Source organism: Pseudidiomarina salilacus (assembly GCF_047323925.1).
Taxonomy (GTDB): Bacteria; Pseudomonadota; Gammaproteobacteria; order Enterobacterales; family Alteromonadaceae; genus Pseudidiomarina; species Pseudidiomarina salilacus.
Genome location: NZ_CP178751.1, coordinates 1978361 through 1997036, shown reverse-complemented (window position 1 = coordinate 1997036; position 18676 = coordinate 1978361). Strand labels below are relative to the sequence as shown.

At 50.3% G+C, this 18676-nt stretch carries 17 protein-coding genes; 10 read left to right on the top strand and 7 right to left on the bottom strand.

Annotated features, from left to right (window positions below):
• Window position 1: 1 nt before the first annotated feature.
• The gene (locus ACJ8W9_RS09490) at window positions 2–1999 is read left to right on the top strand and encodes a TonB-dependent receptor family protein (protein ID WP_411360920.1); all 1998 of its coding nucleotides are present in this window, start codon (window positions 2–4) and stop codon (window positions 1997–1999) included.
• Here the strand turns inward: ACJ8W9_RS09490 and ACJ8W9_RS09485 are convergent.
• Entirely contained in the window at window positions 1983–2660 is a 678-nt protein-coding gene (locus tag ACJ8W9_RS09485) for a type 1 glutamine amidotransferase domain-containing protein (protein WP_411360919.1), read from the bottom strand. The two genes, ACJ8W9_RS09490 and ACJ8W9_RS09485, sit on opposite strands and share 17 nt — an antisense overlap.
• A gap of 79 nt (window positions 2661–2739) precedes the next feature.
• Here ACJ8W9_RS09485 and ACJ8W9_RS09480 point away from each other — a divergent pair, with 79 nt between their 5' ends.
• Window positions 2740–3240, top strand: coding sequence for a PH domain-containing protein (locus tag ACJ8W9_RS09480; RefSeq protein ID WP_411360918.1), 501 nt, complete (start codon window positions 2740–2742; stop codon window positions 3238–3240).
• Window positions 3233–4738, top strand: a complete 1506-nt coding sequence (locus ACJ8W9_RS09475) for a PH domain-containing protein (RefSeq protein WP_411360917.1) — start codon at window positions 3233–3235, stop codon at window positions 4736–4738. Before ACJ8W9_RS09480 ends, ACJ8W9_RS09475 begins: the two co-directional genes overlap by 8 nt.
• An 11-nt stretch (window positions 4739–4749) precedes the next feature.
• Here the strand turns inward: ACJ8W9_RS09475 and ACJ8W9_RS09470 are convergent, their stop codons facing one another.
• Window positions 4750–7341, bottom strand: coding sequence for an EAL domain-containing protein (locus ACJ8W9_RS09470; RefSeq protein ID WP_411359673.1), 2592 nt, complete (start codon window positions 7339–7341; stop codon window positions 4750–4752).
• A 116-nt stretch (window positions 7342–7457) separates the two neighbouring features.
• On the opposite strand from ACJ8W9_RS09470, the gene ACJ8W9_RS09465 reads away from it, so the two are divergent.
• Complete coding sequence (locus ACJ8W9_RS09465; RefSeq protein WP_411359674.1) at window positions 7458–8027, top strand: gamma-glutamylcyclotransferase; 570 nt, start codon at window positions 7458–7460, stop codon at window positions 8025–8027.
• Here the strand turns inward: ACJ8W9_RS09465 and ACJ8W9_RS09460 are convergent.
• The 5 genes from ACJ8W9_RS09460 to ACJ8W9_RS09440 are packed head-to-tail and all read right to left on the bottom strand — an operon-like array spanning window position 8024 to window position 11309.
• Window positions 8024–8362, bottom strand: a complete 339-nt coding sequence (locus ACJ8W9_RS09460; protein WP_411359675.1) for a zinc ribbon domain-containing protein YjdM — start codon at window positions 8360–8362, stop codon at window positions 8024–8026. The two genes, ACJ8W9_RS09465 and ACJ8W9_RS09460, sit on opposite strands and share 4 nt — an antisense overlap.
• Before the next feature lie 4 nt (window positions 8363–8366).
• Window positions 8367–8837: a hotdog fold domain-containing protein gene (locus tag ACJ8W9_RS09455; RefSeq protein ID WP_411359676.1), complete on the bottom strand. Its 471-nt coding sequence runs from the start codon at window positions 8835–8837 to the stop codon at window positions 8367–8369.
• Window positions 8838–8846: 9 nt separating this feature from the next.
• Entirely contained in the window at window positions 8847–9788 is a 942-nt protein-coding gene (locus ACJ8W9_RS09450; RefSeq protein WP_411359677.1) for a phospholipase A, read from the bottom strand.
• Between the two features lie 12 nt (window positions 9789–9800).
• Entirely contained in the window at window positions 9801–10835 is a 1035-nt protein-coding gene (locus ACJ8W9_RS09445; protein ID WP_411359678.1) for a saccharopine dehydrogenase family protein, read from the bottom strand.
• Between the two features lie 15 nt (window positions 10836–10850).
• A complete protein-coding gene (locus tag ACJ8W9_RS09440; RefSeq protein ID WP_034733646.1) occupies window positions 10851–11309 on the bottom strand; it encodes a YccF domain-containing protein in 459 nt (152 codons plus the stop codon).
• Window positions 11310–11460: 151 nt separating this feature from the next.
• Between ACJ8W9_RS09440 and ACJ8W9_RS09435 the strand changes: the two genes are divergently transcribed.
• The 6 genes from ACJ8W9_RS09435 (at window position 11461) to ACJ8W9_RS09410 (ending at window position 18636) form a co-directional block, all read left to right on the top strand.
• Window positions 11461–11976, top strand: a complete 516-nt coding sequence (locus ACJ8W9_RS09435) for a BON domain-containing protein (RefSeq protein WP_411359679.1) — start codon at window positions 11461–11463, stop codon at window positions 11974–11976.
• 277 nt (window positions 11977–12253) lie between these two features.
• Window positions 12254–13315, top strand: coding sequence for a TonB-dependent receptor plug domain-containing protein (locus ACJ8W9_RS09430; RefSeq protein WP_411360916.1), 1062 nt, complete (start codon window positions 12254–12256; stop codon window positions 13313–13315).
• Window positions 13316–13324: 9 nt separating this feature from the next.
• Window positions 13325–15193, top strand: coding sequence for a TonB-dependent receptor domain-containing protein (locus ACJ8W9_RS09425; RefSeq protein ID WP_411360952.1), 1869 nt, complete (start codon window positions 13325–13327; stop codon window positions 15191–15193).
• Between the two features lie 82 nt (window positions 15194–15275).
• On the top strand, window positions 15276–16127 hold the full coding sequence (gene yghU / locus ACJ8W9_RS09420; protein WP_411360915.1) for a glutathione-dependent disulfide-bond oxidoreductase: 852 nt from the start codon (window positions 15276–15278) through the stop codon (window positions 16125–16127).
• A gap of 72 nt (window positions 16128–16199) precedes the next feature.
• The gene (locus ACJ8W9_RS09415) at window positions 16200–17927 is read left to right on the top strand and encodes a putative bifunctional diguanylate cyclase/phosphodiesterase (protein ID WP_411360914.1); all 1728 of its coding nucleotides are present in this window, start codon (window positions 16200–16202) and stop codon (window positions 17925–17927) included.
• Entirely contained in the window at window positions 17899–18636 is a 738-nt protein-coding gene (locus tag ACJ8W9_RS09410; RefSeq protein ID WP_411359683.1) for an SAM-dependent methyltransferase, read from the top strand. The genes ACJ8W9_RS09415 and ACJ8W9_RS09410 overlap by 29 nt, the downstream gene beginning before the upstream one ends.
• Window positions 18637–18676 lie beyond the last annotated feature (40 nt).

The window sequence follows — 18676 nt, the reverse complement described above, 5'->3', positions numbered from 1 at the left end:
TATGTTACTCCCATCGCAGTTGGCGCTTGCCGTCATGGCAAGCGTCAGTATGGACGCTAATGTTGAACGCATTGAAATCACCGCGACACGAGATGTCGCGGCACGTTCGACTCCCGCCGCAGTCACTAACCTCGACACCGATGCACAATTACCCGGGCCACGGATTGATGCCGCAGAATTACTCGCGGGTATCGCCGGAGTCCAGAGCGATTCGCGTGCCAACTATGCACAAGACACGCGTATCACCTTGCGCGGTTTCGGTGCGCGCTCAGCCTTTGGAGTGCGCGGTGTGTTGTTGCGCCTCGATGGCGTGCCGTTGAGCATGCCTGACGGACAAGCGCAAACCTCAAGTATTTTGCTGGATGAAGCTGATAATGTGCAGGTGATCCGCGGACCTTTGGCAGCTATTTACGGCAATGCCGCCGGCGGTGTCATTCACTGGCGCAGCCGCACTCCTAGCCAGACCGCAACAACAATCGATCTGATCGGTGGCGCCAATGACTTACGTCGTGCCTTTGTGCAACAAGATTGGGTCGCTAGCGATCAAGCGCTACGTTTCGCTGCAGCGACTTTCAATACTGATGGTCCACGGCCGCATAACAGTGCTGAGCGCCATCAAGTGGCCGCACGCTGGTACTCGCAGCTAACAACAGAGACGCGGTTGGTGGTGCGTTTTGATAATAACAATGCACCGCTGCTACAAGATCCCAGCTCGTTAACACCGGCAGCGTGGCGTGAAAATCCCACGCAAACCGTAGAACGGGCAGTGACTTTCAACACCCGTAAGCGAATTCATCATCAGCAAGCGTCGGCAAGTCTTGAGCATCAACTCGACAACGGTTCTGTTGACGTGACTGCGTGGCGCGGCTGGCGCGATGTTGAGCAATATTTGCCATTTCCGGGCGGCGATTTGAATGGCGATGGTGCGGTGATTGATTTGCGCCGTGATTTCACCGGCCTCGATGCTAACTACCATGTTGCGCTCACCCAACTGCCTGAGGTCACGTTCAGCTCAGGCCTGCAGCTCGCAGAACAAAATGATCGCCGCTTCGGCTACGTTAATGACTTTGGCGAACGGGGCGAGGTGCGTCGTAATGATGACGGGCAAGTGCAAACCCAATCAGCTTATGGCCTCGTGCAATGGCAGCTGGATGATCAATGGCAGTTGCTGAGTGGCGCGCGCTATCAACGCAGCGAGTTTGCCGTCGACGACTATTTCGTGATTCCTGAGAACCCAGACGACAGTGGTGCTGCCACTATGCAGCAGTGGAGCTGGATGCTCGGCATCAGTTATGCACTGAACGACACTTGGTCGCTTTATGCTAGCCGTGGCAATGGTTTTGAAACGCCGACCTTAACTGAGCTTGCTTATCGCAATGACGGTACCGGCTTAAATACCGACCTTGGCCCAGCGACCAACCAGCAGTGGGAGTTCGGGGCGAAATGGCAACTCGCGCAATGGCAGGGCGAATTGACTTACTTTCACATCGATACGGCAAATGAGATCGTCGTCGATCAGAACAATGATGGGCGTACGACCTACGTCAATGCCGAGCAAACGGCGCGCCGAGGGGTTGAATTTGCCTTTCAAGGAGAGCTAAGTGAACAATGGCTCTCGCGTTTCAGCGCCACCTACACCGATGCGACCTACAGTAATGACGCTCGTTTGCCGGGGGTTGCGAAACAACAAGCGTATTGGCAACTGCAGTGGCTACCAAGCGCTCAGCAGCGGGTGCAGTTGGTGAGTGAATATCGCGGTGAGGTTGCCGCAAACGATGCCAATGAAGTGTTTGCGCCCTCGCATGTGCTGTGGCACCTTGCGTGGCAACAACAACTGCAATGGGAGCAATGGCAAATCGCTCCTTGGCTCAAAATCCACAACCTCACCGATCGTGATTACGTCGGCTCGGTTGTGGTGAATCAGGGGAGTGGCCGCGCCTTCGAACCAGGTGTCGGGCGCGAACTACAAGCAGGCGTGCGTTTTAACTTAGCTTGGTAAGCAATTCGCGCGCGACTTTCTCGGAAGATGCTGGGTTTTGGCCGGTGATTAACTGGCCATCGACCACTGCCAGTGGTGCCCAATCATCGACTTTCTGGTAGTCGGCACCCAAACTTTTCAGCTTGTCTTCGAGTAAGAAAGGCACCACTTCAGTGAGTCCGACAGCCGCTTCTTCACTATTGGTAAAGCCACTGACTTTGCGGCCTTTGACTAAGCTTTCACCGTGCTGATCTTTGGCGTTTACCAATACTGCTGGAGCATGGCAGACCGCTGCTACTGGCTTGCCTTGACGCCAGAACTTTTCAATCAGCTGCAACGAGAGTTCGTTGTTAACCAAGTCCCATAGTGGACCATGGCCGCCCGGATAGAAAATGGCATCGAAATCATCCGCCTTGACTTCAGTCAGCTTCAACGTGGTAGCGAGCTGCCCCATGGCGTCTTCATCTTCGTATAAACGCACCGTTGCATTGGTTTGTGCATCAGCTTGTTCACTATTAGGGTCAATCGGTGGTTGACCACCGTGGGGCGACGCTAACGTGATCTCGGCGCCAGCATCTTTAAAGAGATAATAAGGTGCTGCAAATTCTTCGGCCCAGAATCCGGTTTTATGTCCGCTATCACCTAATTGGTCGTGCGACGTCAAAACCATCAAAATTTTCATGGGCTTCCTCCTGTTATTTTGCGTGTGTATCTAGTTTAATGGTGATTCTTTTTACGAATTCAAGCAGGGAACTGATCAGATGGCTATTGCTTGGCAAGCTCCAGAACGCCGCTATCGCACTTATTTGCAGGTGCGCTCACTCCTTACCATGCTGTTTTTCGCCGTGCTCATCGGCATTGGCTATGCCACTGGCATCTATCCACAAGAAGTGGTGCCCATTTGGGTAGCCGCCTTAATTTGGCTGGCTTTCACATTATTTTTCAGCCTGTTCTTTGCGGCTCGACGCTTTCAGTTCACCGCTTGGGCGCGCACCCACGAAGGTATGCACCTGAAACGTGGCGCGCTGTTTCGTAAAATCCGCGCCGTGCCATTGAATCGCATTCAACACGTGGAATTTAAACAGTCGGCGTTGGAACGACTGTTCAATATTGCACGTTTAGCCATGTACACTGCTGGCAGCGGTGGGGCTGACTTGACGATTCCGGGGCTCGAGCCCGAACTGGCGATGCAACTGAAAGCCGAATTGCTGACGACCATTGTCAATGAGCCAGACGAAGCGGAAGCCGACACCAATGGCTGATTTAAACTGGCAACGCACGCCGCTGATCACCATCGCTTTTTTCCTACTGAAACAACTAAAACAGCTGGTGAGCAATTTTTCCAACCTAGTGCCGGTGTTCGCGGCGATTTTTGTCGGTGGCAAGAACTCCATTTGGATCCCAATTGCCTTAGTCAGTGTTTACATACTCTGGGTGATCGTCAGTGCCATTCTGAATCAACGTTTCTTTTTGTACGCGATTGACGACGACGCCGTGCACGTACGTAGTGGCGTTTTCAATCGGCAGCATTTGACCCTCAAATACGAGCGCATCCAACAAGCCGAGGTCCACGAAGCTTGGTATTTTCGGCCGTTCAAACTCACGATTTTAAGCGTTGATAGTGCCGGTGCCGCCGGCAAAGAAGTGCAAATCCCGGGGCTTACCATGGCCTTGGCGACCGAATTACGCCAGCGCATGTTGGCGCAAACCACCAAGCCAACAACTGAGCAAGCAACTAGCTCGGCCGAGCCTGAGGTAGATTTACAAAAAAGCTTTCCGACCAGCGAGATTATTCGCGCCGGCATCATCGATAACAAATTATTCGTGCTGCTCGCCGTGCTCGCGTATCCCATGTCACAACTTGATTTGCTCGAAGACTATGTGGTGCCTTGGGTTGAGGCTAACCTAGGCTGGCTCAACACCGAGCAGGCATGGTTACTCACCGCGGCTGCCGTGGTAGGAGTACTGGCTTTGCTCTTTGTCGCGGCGATTGTGGTCAGCCTGCTGACCTATCATGATCTGACCCTGACCCTGCACGGCGATCGCTTTCAAGCGCGCTCCGGCGCCCTGTCGATTCGCACCTTGAGTTTTCGTTATCCCAAATTGCAGGCCGTATTTGTGCGGCGCAATTTGCGTGCCCGTTTACTCAAACGTGCTAGTGTTCGCGTCAGTCAGTTGCGCCCCGTGGCGCCACAAGCGGGTGGTCAAGCCGGTGGGCAACAGTTTCATTTACCTGTCGTCGATGGCAGCTTTCTGCACGAATTTCGTCGCCGCTTACGCCTGCCGCAAGCCGATCAAGTGCATTGGCAACGCTTATCCAACCTGGCGTTGCTCGGGCCGAGCCTCTGGCTTGCAGTGCTATTTCCAATTGGCGCTGCAATCCTCTATTTTGCCGCCGAACTCGGCGTCTGGGGACTGCTTGGTAGCGTGGCGCTGTGGCTTATCGTTCAGACCTTAGTGGTGCTGAGCTGGCGCAACTACGGCTATAGCTTTGTGACCAGCAGCACGGATCCCAGTGAGCAATGGTTTGTGGTTAAACGCGGCATTTTCAGTCGTAACGAGAACTGGTACCCACGTCACAAAGTGCAGCAAATTGATGTTGTGCAAGGTCCATGGCTAAGATTGTTAGGCTTCTCTCATCTACTCCTTTATACCGCCGCTGGCGCAGAATCGATTCGTTATCTACCTGCTGAGCAAGGGCAGCAGTTACAACAAGATTGGGTGAGCGAAATCGGTCAAAAACACCGCCGCTGGATGTAACCACAAGCGAACTAGTCGCTTGTGGTCGATACCGTGAGCGAGCGCTCAAACTGCTCCACCCAAGTGGCAACAGGTTGCGGCCGCCCGAAATAAAAGCCTTGAAATTTGTTGCAGCCAAGCTCACCTAAAGCGTGTGCTTGCGCTGCCGTTTCAACACCTTCGGCAATGACCTCTAAGCTAAGGCTATCACCAAGCCCGACAATGGTTTCGATGATGACCGCATCGTTGCTGTCGGTCAGTACATCACGCACAAAAGATTGATCGATTTTGAGCTGATAAATGGGTAAGCGTTTCAAATAGGCGAGCGAGGCATAGCCGGTGCCAAAATCATCTAAAGAGAAGCGAACACCAAGGCGTCCTAAGCGCGACATCCGCTCAATAGTAAGCTCGACATTCTCAATCAACATATTCTCGGTTATCTCCAACTCAAGTTTGCCGACTGGCACCTGATAACGCTCAAGACAGGAAGCAACGTAATCGACAAACTGCGACTGACGGAACTGGCGTGGACTGATGTTAATAGCGAGCTGTAACTCTTGTAGTTGCGGTTGCTGCGACCACTGTTGTAACACCATACATGCCTGTTCAATCACCCAATTCCCAAGCGGCACAATTAACCCACTACTCTCCGCCACCGGAATGAATTCGTTCGGCGGCACTTGACCAAATTCAGCGTCATGCCAACGTAGCAGCAACTCACCACCAGTGATGCGCTGTGTCGCATCGACTTGTGGTTGTAAATAGAGCTCAAATTTTCGCTCGTCAATTGCGCGCCGCAACGCCGACTCAAGATGTAAACGACGGCTGATAGAGATTTGCATATCGGGGTTAAATAAGCGCACGCTATTTGCACCCTGGCTCTTCGCTTCGGTCAGCGCTAGGTCCGCATTCTTAATCAACTCGGCTGCACCGAGATCGGTATCGGAAAACATGCTGATACCAATACAGGCTGCGGTACTATGCATACGAGTCACTAAATCCAACGGCAATGCAATGTGCCTGATCAACTCAGCGGCGAGACGTCGAGCAGAGAGTATTGCTTCATTACGATCACGCCCTAAGTCTTCTAGAACCACTACAAAATCGTCCGAACCCAGCCGTGCCGCGCAATCTGTTTCATCAATCAGATTTTGGATACGTTCTGCGATAGTGCGCAGTAACTTATCACCCACAGCGTGACCGAGACTATCGTTGATGAGCGTAAAATCAATCAAATCGATAGCAAGTACTGCACCTTCATAGCCAGTTCGGCGGGAGCTGGCCACCGCATGCTCCAGTTGTTGCATCAGTAACTTACGATTGGCAAGTCCGGTTATGGCATCGTAGTAAGCTAGCTGATTCAGCTGCTCTTGCACCTGTAGATGCTCAGTAATATCAGTGGAAATACCGCAGAGTCCGTAAATTACATCGTCTGCATCACGCAATGGGATCTTAACCGACAGGAATTGACGCTCCTTGCCGTTTGGTAATCGATTGGTTTCTTCGTCGACGACGCGTTCACCACGCTCGATAACGCGAATATCATTTTCCCGAATATTCTCCGCTGTCGTTTCATCAAATAAATCAAAATCCGATTTGCCAACGATCGATGTCGCCGTGACACCGAATAAATCACACACGTGCTTGTTGGCATAGCGGTATTTAAGGTCAACGTCTTTGACGAAAATATAAGCTTCTACAGAACTAAGAATGATGTTCGAGCGTTGCTCTGTTTCGAGCAGTGCGCGCGACTTCTTCTTAACCTGTGCTCGCAAAGTTGCGACACCTAAGATCGCGAATAACAACAAAGCTATCAGCGATGGTAACAGCCAGACCGCTAATTCCGTTTGCCGATCCGGCGCGTAGACCCCCCACTTTTTCATAATCTCTTGGTAAGGTGAGGCGGGATCGGCACGCCAATCCGCCAACCAACGATCCAATCGCTGCAACAATTCCCGTGCCTTGGCATTTGGCGCACCAGCTATGTATAAACGACTTGGCTGGAACATCACGGGCGTCGCCGTCATTCCCAACTCCCGCGAGCGCTGTTCACCATAAAGATGGTTCACCGCCACCATATCGGCACGCGCTGCCAGCACCGCAGCAAATCCTTCGTCGAATGAACCGACCTCGATAAAGCGCACATTGATCCCAAAGTTATCGACCATGTTACGCAGATAGTCTCGTTGCACAGAGTCACGCAATACAGCAACTCTTAAGCCATCGAGCTCGAGCAAGCTAGTAACATTTGGGGTGTTGAGAGTGTAAAGCTGTGACCAACTATGCAGCACTGGCACTTGATGAAACAAAAAATCACGATCGCGCGCGTCAGTCCGAGCAACATCAGGCATTAAATCGATATCACCACGCTGCAACAGCGCTAAGCACTGACTCCAGTCACAGCGCACGGGTTTAATCTCCCAGTCTTCACGATCGGCCATTTCCAGCATAATTTCGCCGAAAATCCCGGAAATTTGATTATTTTCGTCGACTGTTAGCTTCGGCGGATTATCGTAGACACCAACTCGGACTATCGTTTGCGCCGACACCGGAGCAGCCATAAATAGCAGCGCACCGAGTAAACCGATAGCAATTTTATCGAGCCCGTTCGCGAATGAGAGCATAGACTTCCTATACATGAATAGCGCACGATCAGGTATAGCAGAATACTGGGGGATTTGCGTAGCTAAGCCGTTGTCTTATTTATGCAAGTCGATAACGACTTTGGTAACATACAGACATGTCACACGATACTATTTTATTGAATCAGCAACGCCAACCGCTCGATCACCTTGATTCAGTGTGGTTGTTTGGCTACGGCTCGCTGATTTATAAAACCGACTTTCCCTATTTGCAGCGTCGCCCCGCACGCATTCATGGATGGCAACGGCGTTTTTGGCAGGGCTCACACGATCATCGCGGCACACCTGAAGCTCCGGGGCGAGTGGCAACGCTTATTGAAGCACCAGATGCCATTTGTGCCGGCATGGCTTACGAAGTCACCACCGATGTCTTTGAACACCTTGATCACCGTGAGAAAAATGGTTATTTGCGCTTTTTCACCGAGTTTGAATGGCTTGATGGCAGCGGATCGGTAGAGGGTTTGGTTTACGTTGCGGGACCTGATAACGAAGCCTATTTAGGTCCTGCGAGCGAACCGGAAATTGCCAGACACATTGCGCGCTCGGAGGGGCCAAGCGGCCCCAATAGCGAGTATTTACTGAAACTTGCGGCCTCGTTACGAGACTTGCAAGAACATGACGATCACGTGTTCGCCATCGAAAAACATCTGCTCGAATTGCTCGATTAAGCCTTCTTAACGAATTCTGTTTTCAGTTTCATCGGTCCGATACCATCGATTTTGCAGTCGATGTCGTGATCACCTTCGTCAGTTAAACGAATGTTTTTCACTTTGGTACCTACTTTTACCACTAGCGATGAGCCCTTTACTTTTAGATCTTTGATAACCGTAACCGTGTCACCGTCTTGCAACTCATTGCCATTGGCATCTCGATACACATTTGCCACAGCATCCGCAGGCTCATTCAATGACCATTCATGACCACATTCAGGGCATACCAGCATGACGCCGTCTTCATAAGTGTATGGCGATTCGCATTTGGGGCAGGCTGGTAGTTGACTCATTAGTTTAATCCTTGTTCGGCTTCGCTGAAATATAGATAGTAATGGTGCCGTCGATAACCACGGTGCCATCAGCCCGATAGCCTTTGACTTGCACGGCTAGATCACCGATTTGCCAGGCGTCTTCAGATGTTGTGGCGGTAATACGAATATCACTATCTGCTTTGGCGGTGTAGTTTACCGTCATTCCCTTAGGAATCCAGCGCAGATGCTTAGGAATGCTCGCTTCAGCGAGCGCACCCATCGCCATTTCGAGACCATTACACAGTGCAATCGCATGTACAGTGCCAATATGGTTCTCGACCGCTTTGCGTTTGTTAAACCGTAATTCGCAGAAATTCGGCCGCAGTTCAGTGATCAAGGGTTTGATACTGCGAAAATAGGGTGCTTTGCGCGCAAACATGGCCGAAAAAAGCTGGCGACCGAAGGGGTAGCGTAAGGTCTTGTGATACAGCTTTAGCAAGTAGTTATCTGTCATCCGAGCGCCTTAAATATTCAGTAGCAAGAAGCCGATACCGATACGGTTTTGGCGATGATTATAGTCGAGCAAAGTCTCGCCGTAGCCCGAGAAGAATTGCACGTAAAAGCGCAAACCGTCAGGCTTGTTGCTGTTCACTGGGTGGGTAAAATCCAGCTGCCATGAACCGCGGTCCCAAGAAAGCTCGCGCGTCACCCGCGTTAACGTGAAGGTGCTTAAGTTTGCAACCCACGAGAAGCGATTTTCAAAGTTGCCGCGAAAACGCACTAAATCAGGGTTATCGTCATCGTCGCCAGTTTCATTGACTCGTTGTTTCCACGTTGTCTCCCACACCACGTCACCCCATTGTATTACACCACCGAAGTGAAAGTAGTTCCAACTGCGTGAGTCGGGTTTGGTTTGTCCGTTCGACTCGTGCGCAAAGCCGACTTTGGTAAAACGTATTTCGGCAGGCCCAGGAATGGGATCAAAGTCCTTAAACCAAGGCACAATGTAGAACACGTCGGGATTGTAGTTGGTACTGCGAAACGGCGAAGATTCGTCTGAGTTCCATGCTTGCCACAGCGAAGTTTGCGTGTACGACACCCACAAATCAGCGTTAGGTAGCAATAAATCCTCCCAAATCTTAGTGCGTAACGAAATCTGTAGCTTCACTTCATTTGGCTTGTAGCTATCCAGTGGATCAGAGGGGCCACGCGTCGGTGAGTTCGGTTGCGTATTAATCGATGACGTATGATGTATCGGCAAAATGAAATTCGGCTTGTAAGTGCGTAATTGGAAAATACCGCGTTTGTGCGCTTCGTCCAACTCCCAAAACCGACTGACCAAGTCCTCGCGAGTAAACTCCTCGGTCGTTAGCCCCTCTTCATTCGGACGCTCGGTTGCCTGCGCAAACACTGGCGCCGCGAGCAGACTGGCAAGCACTAGAAACCCAAAGCTAATACGAGACATCGATAACTCCACTTAATCTTTGATACGGTAACGATCAATAAGCTCAGCACCGCATAAATTTGCCGGCGTAAAATAACCACCCTCGGGTTTATTGGCGATAACATGAAGTGCCACATCGACTGCGCCGCGGCTGGTGAGCTTATAGCCATTCATCACTTTTTCGCGCACGGTCACAACCTTGCCTTCGGCGTTACGCGCCTCACCCCAAACATAGGTAATCGCTTTTTCAAGCTGCTCTTCATTCGGTCCTGCGGGTTGCTGCTCAATTTTCTTCTCAAGCATGTTCTTCACCCAGTTAAAACGCAGTAGCCAACGGAAGTAATTCATGCGCTTTAAACGTTTCACCAAATTCGGTGACGCTGGAATATAAACTTCAATATCCGGAATTCCAGTAGTGTAAAACGCCGTTGAGACATCGCCCCACGGGATGGTCATCGCTAGCTTCTCACCGTTACCAAAATCAACGCGTTGAGTCCGGTACGCCAAAGGGACATTCACAATAGTGCCACCGCGCCGCACCGCGCCACCTTCGCCTAAGCGCCGTACGCTGGTTTTAGCAGTGCCGCGACTCATGCGCGATAACGACTCAAAGCCCAACTTCAAAGCGGTCGCGTCCGGCAATTTTTGTTTCAGTTGCGCCGCAACACTATCCGTTGGGATCACATCGAAACCAACACCTGGGCAGAGCACCACGCCAGCTTTTTTCGCATCACCGCCGTGGCTGTGGGCCAACTCGAAGACCGCCAACTCACCCGTGATATCAAGGTAATGGGTTTGCGTTTGCAGACAGGCATCGATCATTGGTTGCGCTGTGACTTCGAAGGGGCCAGCACAATGCACCACCAATTCGACATCCTTTAATGCCGCCGTTAAGCCTTGCTTGTCATTTAAATCAACCACGCGATACGGCAGCTCAAGACGATCTGCAATTGCTTTGAGCTTCGTTTCGTTGCGACCTGCGAGCAACGGTTGTTCGCCACGCTCTTTCGCATATTGAGCGACGAGTTCGCCGGTATACCCGTAAGCTCCATAAATCATCCACGTCATAGTGCGTCTCGCTTATTATTTGTTTTTAAGATTGTCAAAATAGGCTTGTGCATTTCGCTGCCGTGCTGCCTGCGCCATGTCTTTCGGTACAATGGTTTGGCCAATTGGAAACAGTGCCATCACCGCCAATTTTAAATGCTGAATACCAAAGGGAATACCGATAATAATAATAAACAGACCTATTGCTGCCATTATATGACCAATCGCCAGCCACCAACCAAAAAAGATCAACCATAGGATATTGCCAAGGGTACCGAAAGCACTGGTACCAATATCACCTTTTAAATTTAAATCGCGGCGACTCATGGCTTCATAGCCAAACGGGAAAAAAGCAAAGCGACCGATGACAAAGCAAGCCTTGGCCCACGGAATACCAATGATAGAGATAAGCGCGATCAAGCCAGCGAGCCACCAACCAAGGCCCATCACAAAGCCACCGAAGACAAACCAAAGAATATTACCTAAAAGTGCCATTTTTCCCCTCTTTGCCACACTATTCTACAAGGCTTTTACTTTCGCACAGTTCAGACTGAACGCAAAACTCTCGTAAATAAACTCGCAAATTTACAATTTAAAGCTACGCTTAATAGCGGAAGTTAATTGCAAAAACAGGGGGTTATTTCGTATGAAGAACATGAATCGTTTAGCGTTGTTAGCTTTTTTATCAACTCTGACCGTGGCTGCTTGTAGTCCATCTGAACGCGAGCAAGCTGAAGACTCAGCAGAGGAAACCATGCAGCAAGCTGAAGACGCTGCAGAAGAAGCTGCTGACGAGACGCAAGACGCGGCGAATGATGCAGCAGATGCGAGTGGCGATGCTTGGGATGAAACCAAAGATGCTGCCGATGACGCATGGGAAGAAACTAAAGCGTCTGCCGATAGCGCTTGGGATGAAACTCAAGAAGCGGCTGGTGAAGCGGGCGACTATTTAAGTGATGCTGCCATTACGACGCGCGTTAAAGCTGCGTTTGCCGAGGCTGCACAGCTTGATGCTCTCGATATCAATGTTGAAACTATCGATGGCGTAGTCGTACTAAGTGGCGTTGTCGCATCACAAGATGTTGCCGACCTTGCAGCACAACTAGCTGAGGGTATTGAAGGCGTAGAATCAGTCGAAAACGACATCGAAGTGCAAAACTAAGATCCCTATTGTTTTGATTTTAAACAACCAGCTCACTTCTTGAGCTGGTTGTTTTTTATGCAATAAGTGTTTGTCATTCCTCATAAAAATCATTTCTATCGAAAATAACCGACATTCAACGCGCTTACCTTGTCTTTTGTTTAAAGTTTCCGCTATTCTGCCGCGCTGTCATTTTAGGACCCCTTCATAAGAATAAAAGGGTGATGGCAGTTAGAAGAGGCATCGAAATATCTTTTCCCGCCTTAAAACAAACCAATATTAAGCAGTTTTTGGAGAGATGATGAAAAATACTCACATCGCCAAATCAGTTCGTCTGGCTTTGGCGTTTGGAGCAGCATCAACGTTGTTCTCAACCGGCGCTCTAGCGCAAGACATGTCTGATGAAGACGACGCAGAAGAAATCAAAGAGCAAGCAGAGCGCGTAACCGTTGTCGGTTCACGTATCCGCACCGATGGTCTTGATAATGCCACCCCTTTAGAAATTATTAGTACTGAAATTGCCGTTGACCAAGGACTGAATACCCTTGGCGAATTGTTACGGACCTCTACGGTAGCCTCTGGCTCAAACCAGCTTACGTCAGCAATGTCGGTCGGCAGTGTCACTGCTGGTGGTGCTGGTAATGAATCAATTTCAATGCGCGGCTTAGGTGCTAACCGTACCCTCGTCTTGTTAAACGGTCGTCGTGCGGGACCTGCCGGTACTCGCGGTCAAGTCGCAGCATTCGACATGAACTCTATTCCAGTATCAGCGGTAGAGCGTGTTGAGATCCTCAAAGACGGCGCATCGTCTTTGTATGGTTCTGACGCCGTCGCTGGTGTTATCAACATCATCACCAAAAAGGGTGATGAGTCTGCAATTAACGTAAGCGGCAACGTACCTACCGAATCAGGTGGCGAGAACTACCGCATTAACGGTACTTATGGCCAGGCCTTTAGCCGTGGTTCATTCCGTTTGGTTGCCGACTATCGTTTGCAAGAAGAACTTGCCCGCGGCGATCGTGAGCATTTTGCTTGCGGTGAGCGTTACTATTTCGATCAAGAGACCGGCGAGCAAGCTGATCCGATCGACCCTCGCACTGGCAATTATCACTGTAACGACCTTCCATACGGCATGTGGCTGTGGGATGCAGGCGCTGACAACTACCTAGCGCGTATTCAAAACTATGATTACGACGGCTGGCGTGAGGCAGCGGGTCATCCAACCTATAACCCTGTCAACGTAGGCGATATCGCTGCACCTGACGGTTGGTATCCAGTAGGCTTTGACCGTGAATCTGATGGTTGGGTTGATGCCGATCACCCATTCCAAGACCTCGAAACCATGATTCCGCGGAATTAAGCTTGGTCTATCTATGGTCAAGCAGATTACGATCTGACTGATTCAACAAGTTTTTATAGCGAGTTTTTACACAGTCGCCGTGAAACGACTATCAACACCTATCGCCAATTCTGGGAACCCTTCATTCCTGCTTGGGAAGGTCACGTAGAAGGTTGGGACGGCTATGTCTACCTTGACCCGACTGCTGTTACCGATCACTCAGGTAGCGTTACGGATATCGAATACACCCGCGGCGTGCTTGGTTTAGAAGGTTCTATCGGCTTCTGGAACTGGGACATCTCGTGGCAGCGCAGCCTGAGTAGCGGTACTTATCAGACCAAAATCATCTATCAAGATGCTTTGGAAATGGCCGCTGGCGCAGTTACTGGTGGCGCCTGTGAAGGTGAGTTGTCACCGATCTCAGGTCGTGAATGTTATGCGATTGACTTCTTCGATCCAGAATATGTCCGTGGCAACTTCGACCAAGGTACACGTGATTTCTTATTTGGTTCGGAATTAGGCAAGACCATCTATAAGCAAGATGCGGTCGAAGCCTTCATCACTGGCGATCTGTTCGAAGTCCCAGCAGGTGTCGTTGCGGCAGCATTTGGTATCGCTTACCAGTCTGATGAGATCAACGATACACCAGGAGCGACCACCTTAGCGGGTAACTCATGGGGTATGAGCAGCGCCGGTATCACAGCTGGTTCGCAGAACACCCGTGCTGTGTACGGTGAGTTCCAAATCCCTGTGTTGCGTGATGTCGTCGGTGCACGGTCTCTTGATCTCACCGCTTCAGCCCGTTGGACTGACGTCAACACATACGGTAGCGACAGTACCTTTAAAATCGGCGCTAACTGGTCAATCACTGATGACCTGCGTGTTCGTGCGTCGCGTGGTACTTCATTCCGCTCGCCAGCATTGTTCGAACTGTACTTAGGCGACCAAACCGCATTCTTCGACCAACGTAGCGACCCATGTTTCAACTGGGCCCTTGCTGAAGAAGAAGGTTCGATCAACCCAACGGTTCTGGCGAACTGTCAGGCCGCCGGTATTCCTGGCGACTACAATGAAGACTTCGGTTCAGGTACCGCCTACACTGGTGGTGGCGCCGGTACTTTGAAAGCTGAAACTTCGGTTTCAGAAGGTGTTGGTATTGTTTGGACCAGCCCTGACGGCCGTTTTGCGACTTCTGCCGATTACTACCAAGTGCGTATCGACAACCAAGTTGACGACATCACTGGTGTTGACATCTTGAACTTGTGCTACAACTCAGAAAACTTCGAAACCGAACCGTTCTGTGATCGCTTCACTCGTAACGACGGAACAGATGGTAACTACAACATCATTGATGTGTTTGGCGGCTATGTAAACGTTGCTAGCCAGTACATTCGTGGTGTTGATTTCGTCGCTAGCTACAATGACGACACGCCTATTGGTGCGGTACGTGTACGTTTAGATCACACTGTACAGATCGAGCGTTCGTACAAGCAGTTCGAAGATAGTGAACCACAACAATACGTAGGTTTGTTGGGTAACCCACGCCACTCAGGTACGCTAACCGCGATGCTTGAGCGTGACGATTGGAGTTACACTTGGGTTGCGCGTTACGTTAGTGCTGTCGACAACTACGGTGAATACGTAAATGGTAATGAAACGACGTATCGTGGCATTCCTGTTACCTTCATCGCAGATGCTCCTACCACCGTGTATCACACCGCGTCAGTATCAAAAGCTTTTGATAATGTCGATGTGACCTTGGGCGTATCGAACTTGTTCGATAAAAAGCCACCATTGGGTAGCCCTGCAACTGCCGCAGTAGTAGGTAACGCGATGTTGTACTCGCAATACGATCAGCTCGGTCGACAAGCGTTCTTCAACGTACAGTACAGCTTCTAATTTTACTGAAGCGTTGAATTAAACCTAAATCATCCGCACTTCGTTATACTGACGCAGTGCGGATTTTTTATGGGAGTTCAACATGACAGACAAAAGCTATACACCTCCACGCGTTTGGCAATGGGATCAAGCCAATGGCGGCAAGTTCGCCAATATCAATCGGCCAACCGCGGGAGCAACGCATGAACAGCAACTACCCGTTGGTGAACATCCGTTTCAACTCTACTCATTGGCGACGCCCAATGGCGTTAAAGCCACGATTATGTTTGAAGAGCTGCTGGAGCTTGGCTTTAAAGATGCTGAGTACGACGCGTTCTTGATCAACATTGGCGAAGGTGACCAATTTGGCAGTGATTTTGTTGCCATCAATCCCAATTCGAAAATACCCGCTTTGCTTGATCGCAGCACCAATCCACCGACTCGGGTGTTTGAATCAGGCTCGATTTTGCTTTATCTGGCAGAAAAATTTGATGCTTTCTTGCCTACCGATCACGCGGGGCGCACCGAAACACTTAATTGGTTGTTTTGGCAAATGGGCGCAGCGCCATTTTTAGGTGGTGGTTTTGGGCATTTTTACGCCTACGCGCCAGAACAATACGAATACCCGATTAACCGCTATGCACTTGAAGTGAAGCGCCAATTTGACGTGCTTGATCAACAACTGGCAAAACATCGGTATATTGCCGGTGACCAATACACCATCGCCGATATGGCCATTTGGCCTTGGTACAGCGCTGTTGCCAACAACGAGGCGTATAACGCCGCAGAATTTTTGCAAACCGAGCAGTATACCCATGTGCGACGCTGGATTGACGAGGTAGGAGCACGACCTGCAGTGCGCCGAGGGCGCATCGTAAACCGTAGTTGGGGAGATGCCGAAGCACAATTGCGAGAGCGCCACAGTGCAGATGACTTTGCAAATAAAAACATCTAATTAACAGTTTTGTCTCGACAAATTCACAGTGAAAGCCTAAACCTTAACTATTGGGCAACTTAGGCATTCACTGTGAACCTCGGTAATTACCTTTTTCGTAAATATACACAACCGCAACGGCTACTGTTGGTGACGGTCTTGATGACCGCTGTCGCTGGTGTCACCGCACTGGTGTGGTATACCGGCGGCATTAAATACGTTTATTCACACTCCATGTACATCCCGATTGCGATTGCAGGGATTGTGTTTGGCTACAAAGGGGGTGTGATTATCGCGCTTGCCGGCGGCTTGGCACTCGGTCCGTGGATGCCCATCAATACAGCAACGATGGAAATGCAAGACACCATTAACTGGGTGTATCGTACTTTCTATTTTCTTGCAGTCGGTGTACTCGCTGGGCTTTCGAGCGATACTAGTCGACGTTATATTCAACGTTTGAAGCAATTTGCACGCCGTGACCCCGTCAGCAAACTGCCCAATCGTAAGGCCCTGTTGGAGCGTCTCGAAGAAATTTTGCCGCGTCGCAATCAAGATCTCGACTCTTGTTGTTATCTGCTAGTGACACTGAGTATCGACAATGGCATGGCGCTACGCTCGGCATTTGGCTTTTCAGTGATTGACTCCATTATCGACGGTTATGCACGGCAGTTACACGAGATGCCAAATCATCAACCTGAAGTTTTTCGCATTCATGGTGGCCAGCTCGCGGCTTTGTTTCCCGGAACTAAGCCAGACGATGTTGATGTTTTGATGCAGGCGTGCCTTAAAACATTGCCGGAAAACGCGAACTTTCAAAGCTTATCGGTGTATGTGAACCGTCATCTTGGCGGCGTTCTCATCGACAACCATGAAAACGACCCGCAAGCGATAATGCAGCATGCCGAAATTGCGATAGCGCGCGCCAACGACAAGATGACTGATGCGTTTGTGTACACCCAAGAGGTCAGTGAAAGCATTGCATCGCAATTGGCGTTAATGGCGGATGTGACCGATGGTCTCAAACGTGGTGAATTTACCATGCATTACCAACCCAAAGTTGCGCTTGCTGATGGGAAATTTTATGGCGTCGAAGCACTGATCCGCTGGCAACATCCGGTGCGTGGCTGGGTGAGCCCTGATGAGTTTATCCCCAATGCGGAACATAGCACCTTAATTCTCAAGATCAGTGAGTTTGTATTGCGTGAAGTGATGCAGCAAGTTAGCAAGTGGCGCGCCAGTGGGATCGACCTACAAGTCGCTATTAACGTTTCCGGTCATGACATTTTACAACCCGGCTTCGCACAAATGTTATTCGAGTTGCTGAAAGAATTCGATGTCCCAGGCGAACGGATTGAGCTGGAAATCACTGAAGGCACCTTGATCGAAGATATCGACGAGGTGGTTGCCGAGTTATTGAAGTTGACCGAAGCACAAATTACCGTGTCCATCGATGACTTCGGTACGGGATACTCTTCGTTGCAATATCTTTATAAGCTACCCATCTCATTACTCAAAATTGACCAGGTCTTTGTGCGTTATTTGCCCGAAGATAAAGGCGCTAGTTATATCGTATCCGCCGCTATCGTCCTAGCGCAGAAAATGGGCATTAAATCTTTGGCAGAGGGCATCGAAACCCAAGCGAACCTTGACTACTTGCAACAACTCGGGTGTGATTATGGGCAAGGTTATTTATACTCGAAGCCATTAAGTGCTGATAATTTTATTGCTTGGTATCAAAACTACCAACCGATTTGCCCAAAAGCCTCTCAGTTAGCTAAGGAGTCAACTGCCAATGACACATCCATGGGACGACCGCTATAACACTGACGAATACGTTTACGGTACGACACCAAACGACTTTTTAGTCGAACACGCAGCAGACTTATTAGCAGGTAGAGAAGCAGCACATGTGTTGTGCCTTGCCGACGGTGAAGGCCGCAATTCAGTCTACTTGGCGGAACTAGGTGCGCAGGTCTGCGCCATGGATATTTCGGCAGTCGGTCTGGCGAAAGCCGAGAAGCTTGCCAAGCAACGCGGCGTGTCCATTCAAACCGAAGTGGTTGACTTGACCCAAGCTGAGTTGCCGAAAGCCCACTACGATGGCGTTGTTGCGATATTTTGTCACCTGCCAAGCCAAGCGCGCGCGCATCTCTACGAACAAGTGGTGGTCAGTCTTAAGCCTGGCGGCTTTTTCTTGCTCGAGGGCTATACCGTCGATCAACTCGGTCGTGGTACGGGGGGACCCGATAAAGCAGATTTAATGCTAAATAAAGCTGAACTCGAGAAAGTGTTCAAGAACTTCGAATTGCAAGTGAGTCAGGAGATCGAACGCGACATCCACGAAGGCGATCGCCATAACGGGGTCGGTGCGGTGTGTCAGTTTATCGCGCAAAAGCCACAGGCGCGCCAGCAGACCTATCAATTTAGTGCCAACCGCGACAAAGCCTCCCACCGCATGCGCTACGTGGAAGGCTCGTCCGCAAATGATGGCGAATGCACCTTGTGTAAAGGACCTATTACCTCCGACTAGTAAACTTAATCGAGTGTCTACTCGTAGTCTAAACCTAATC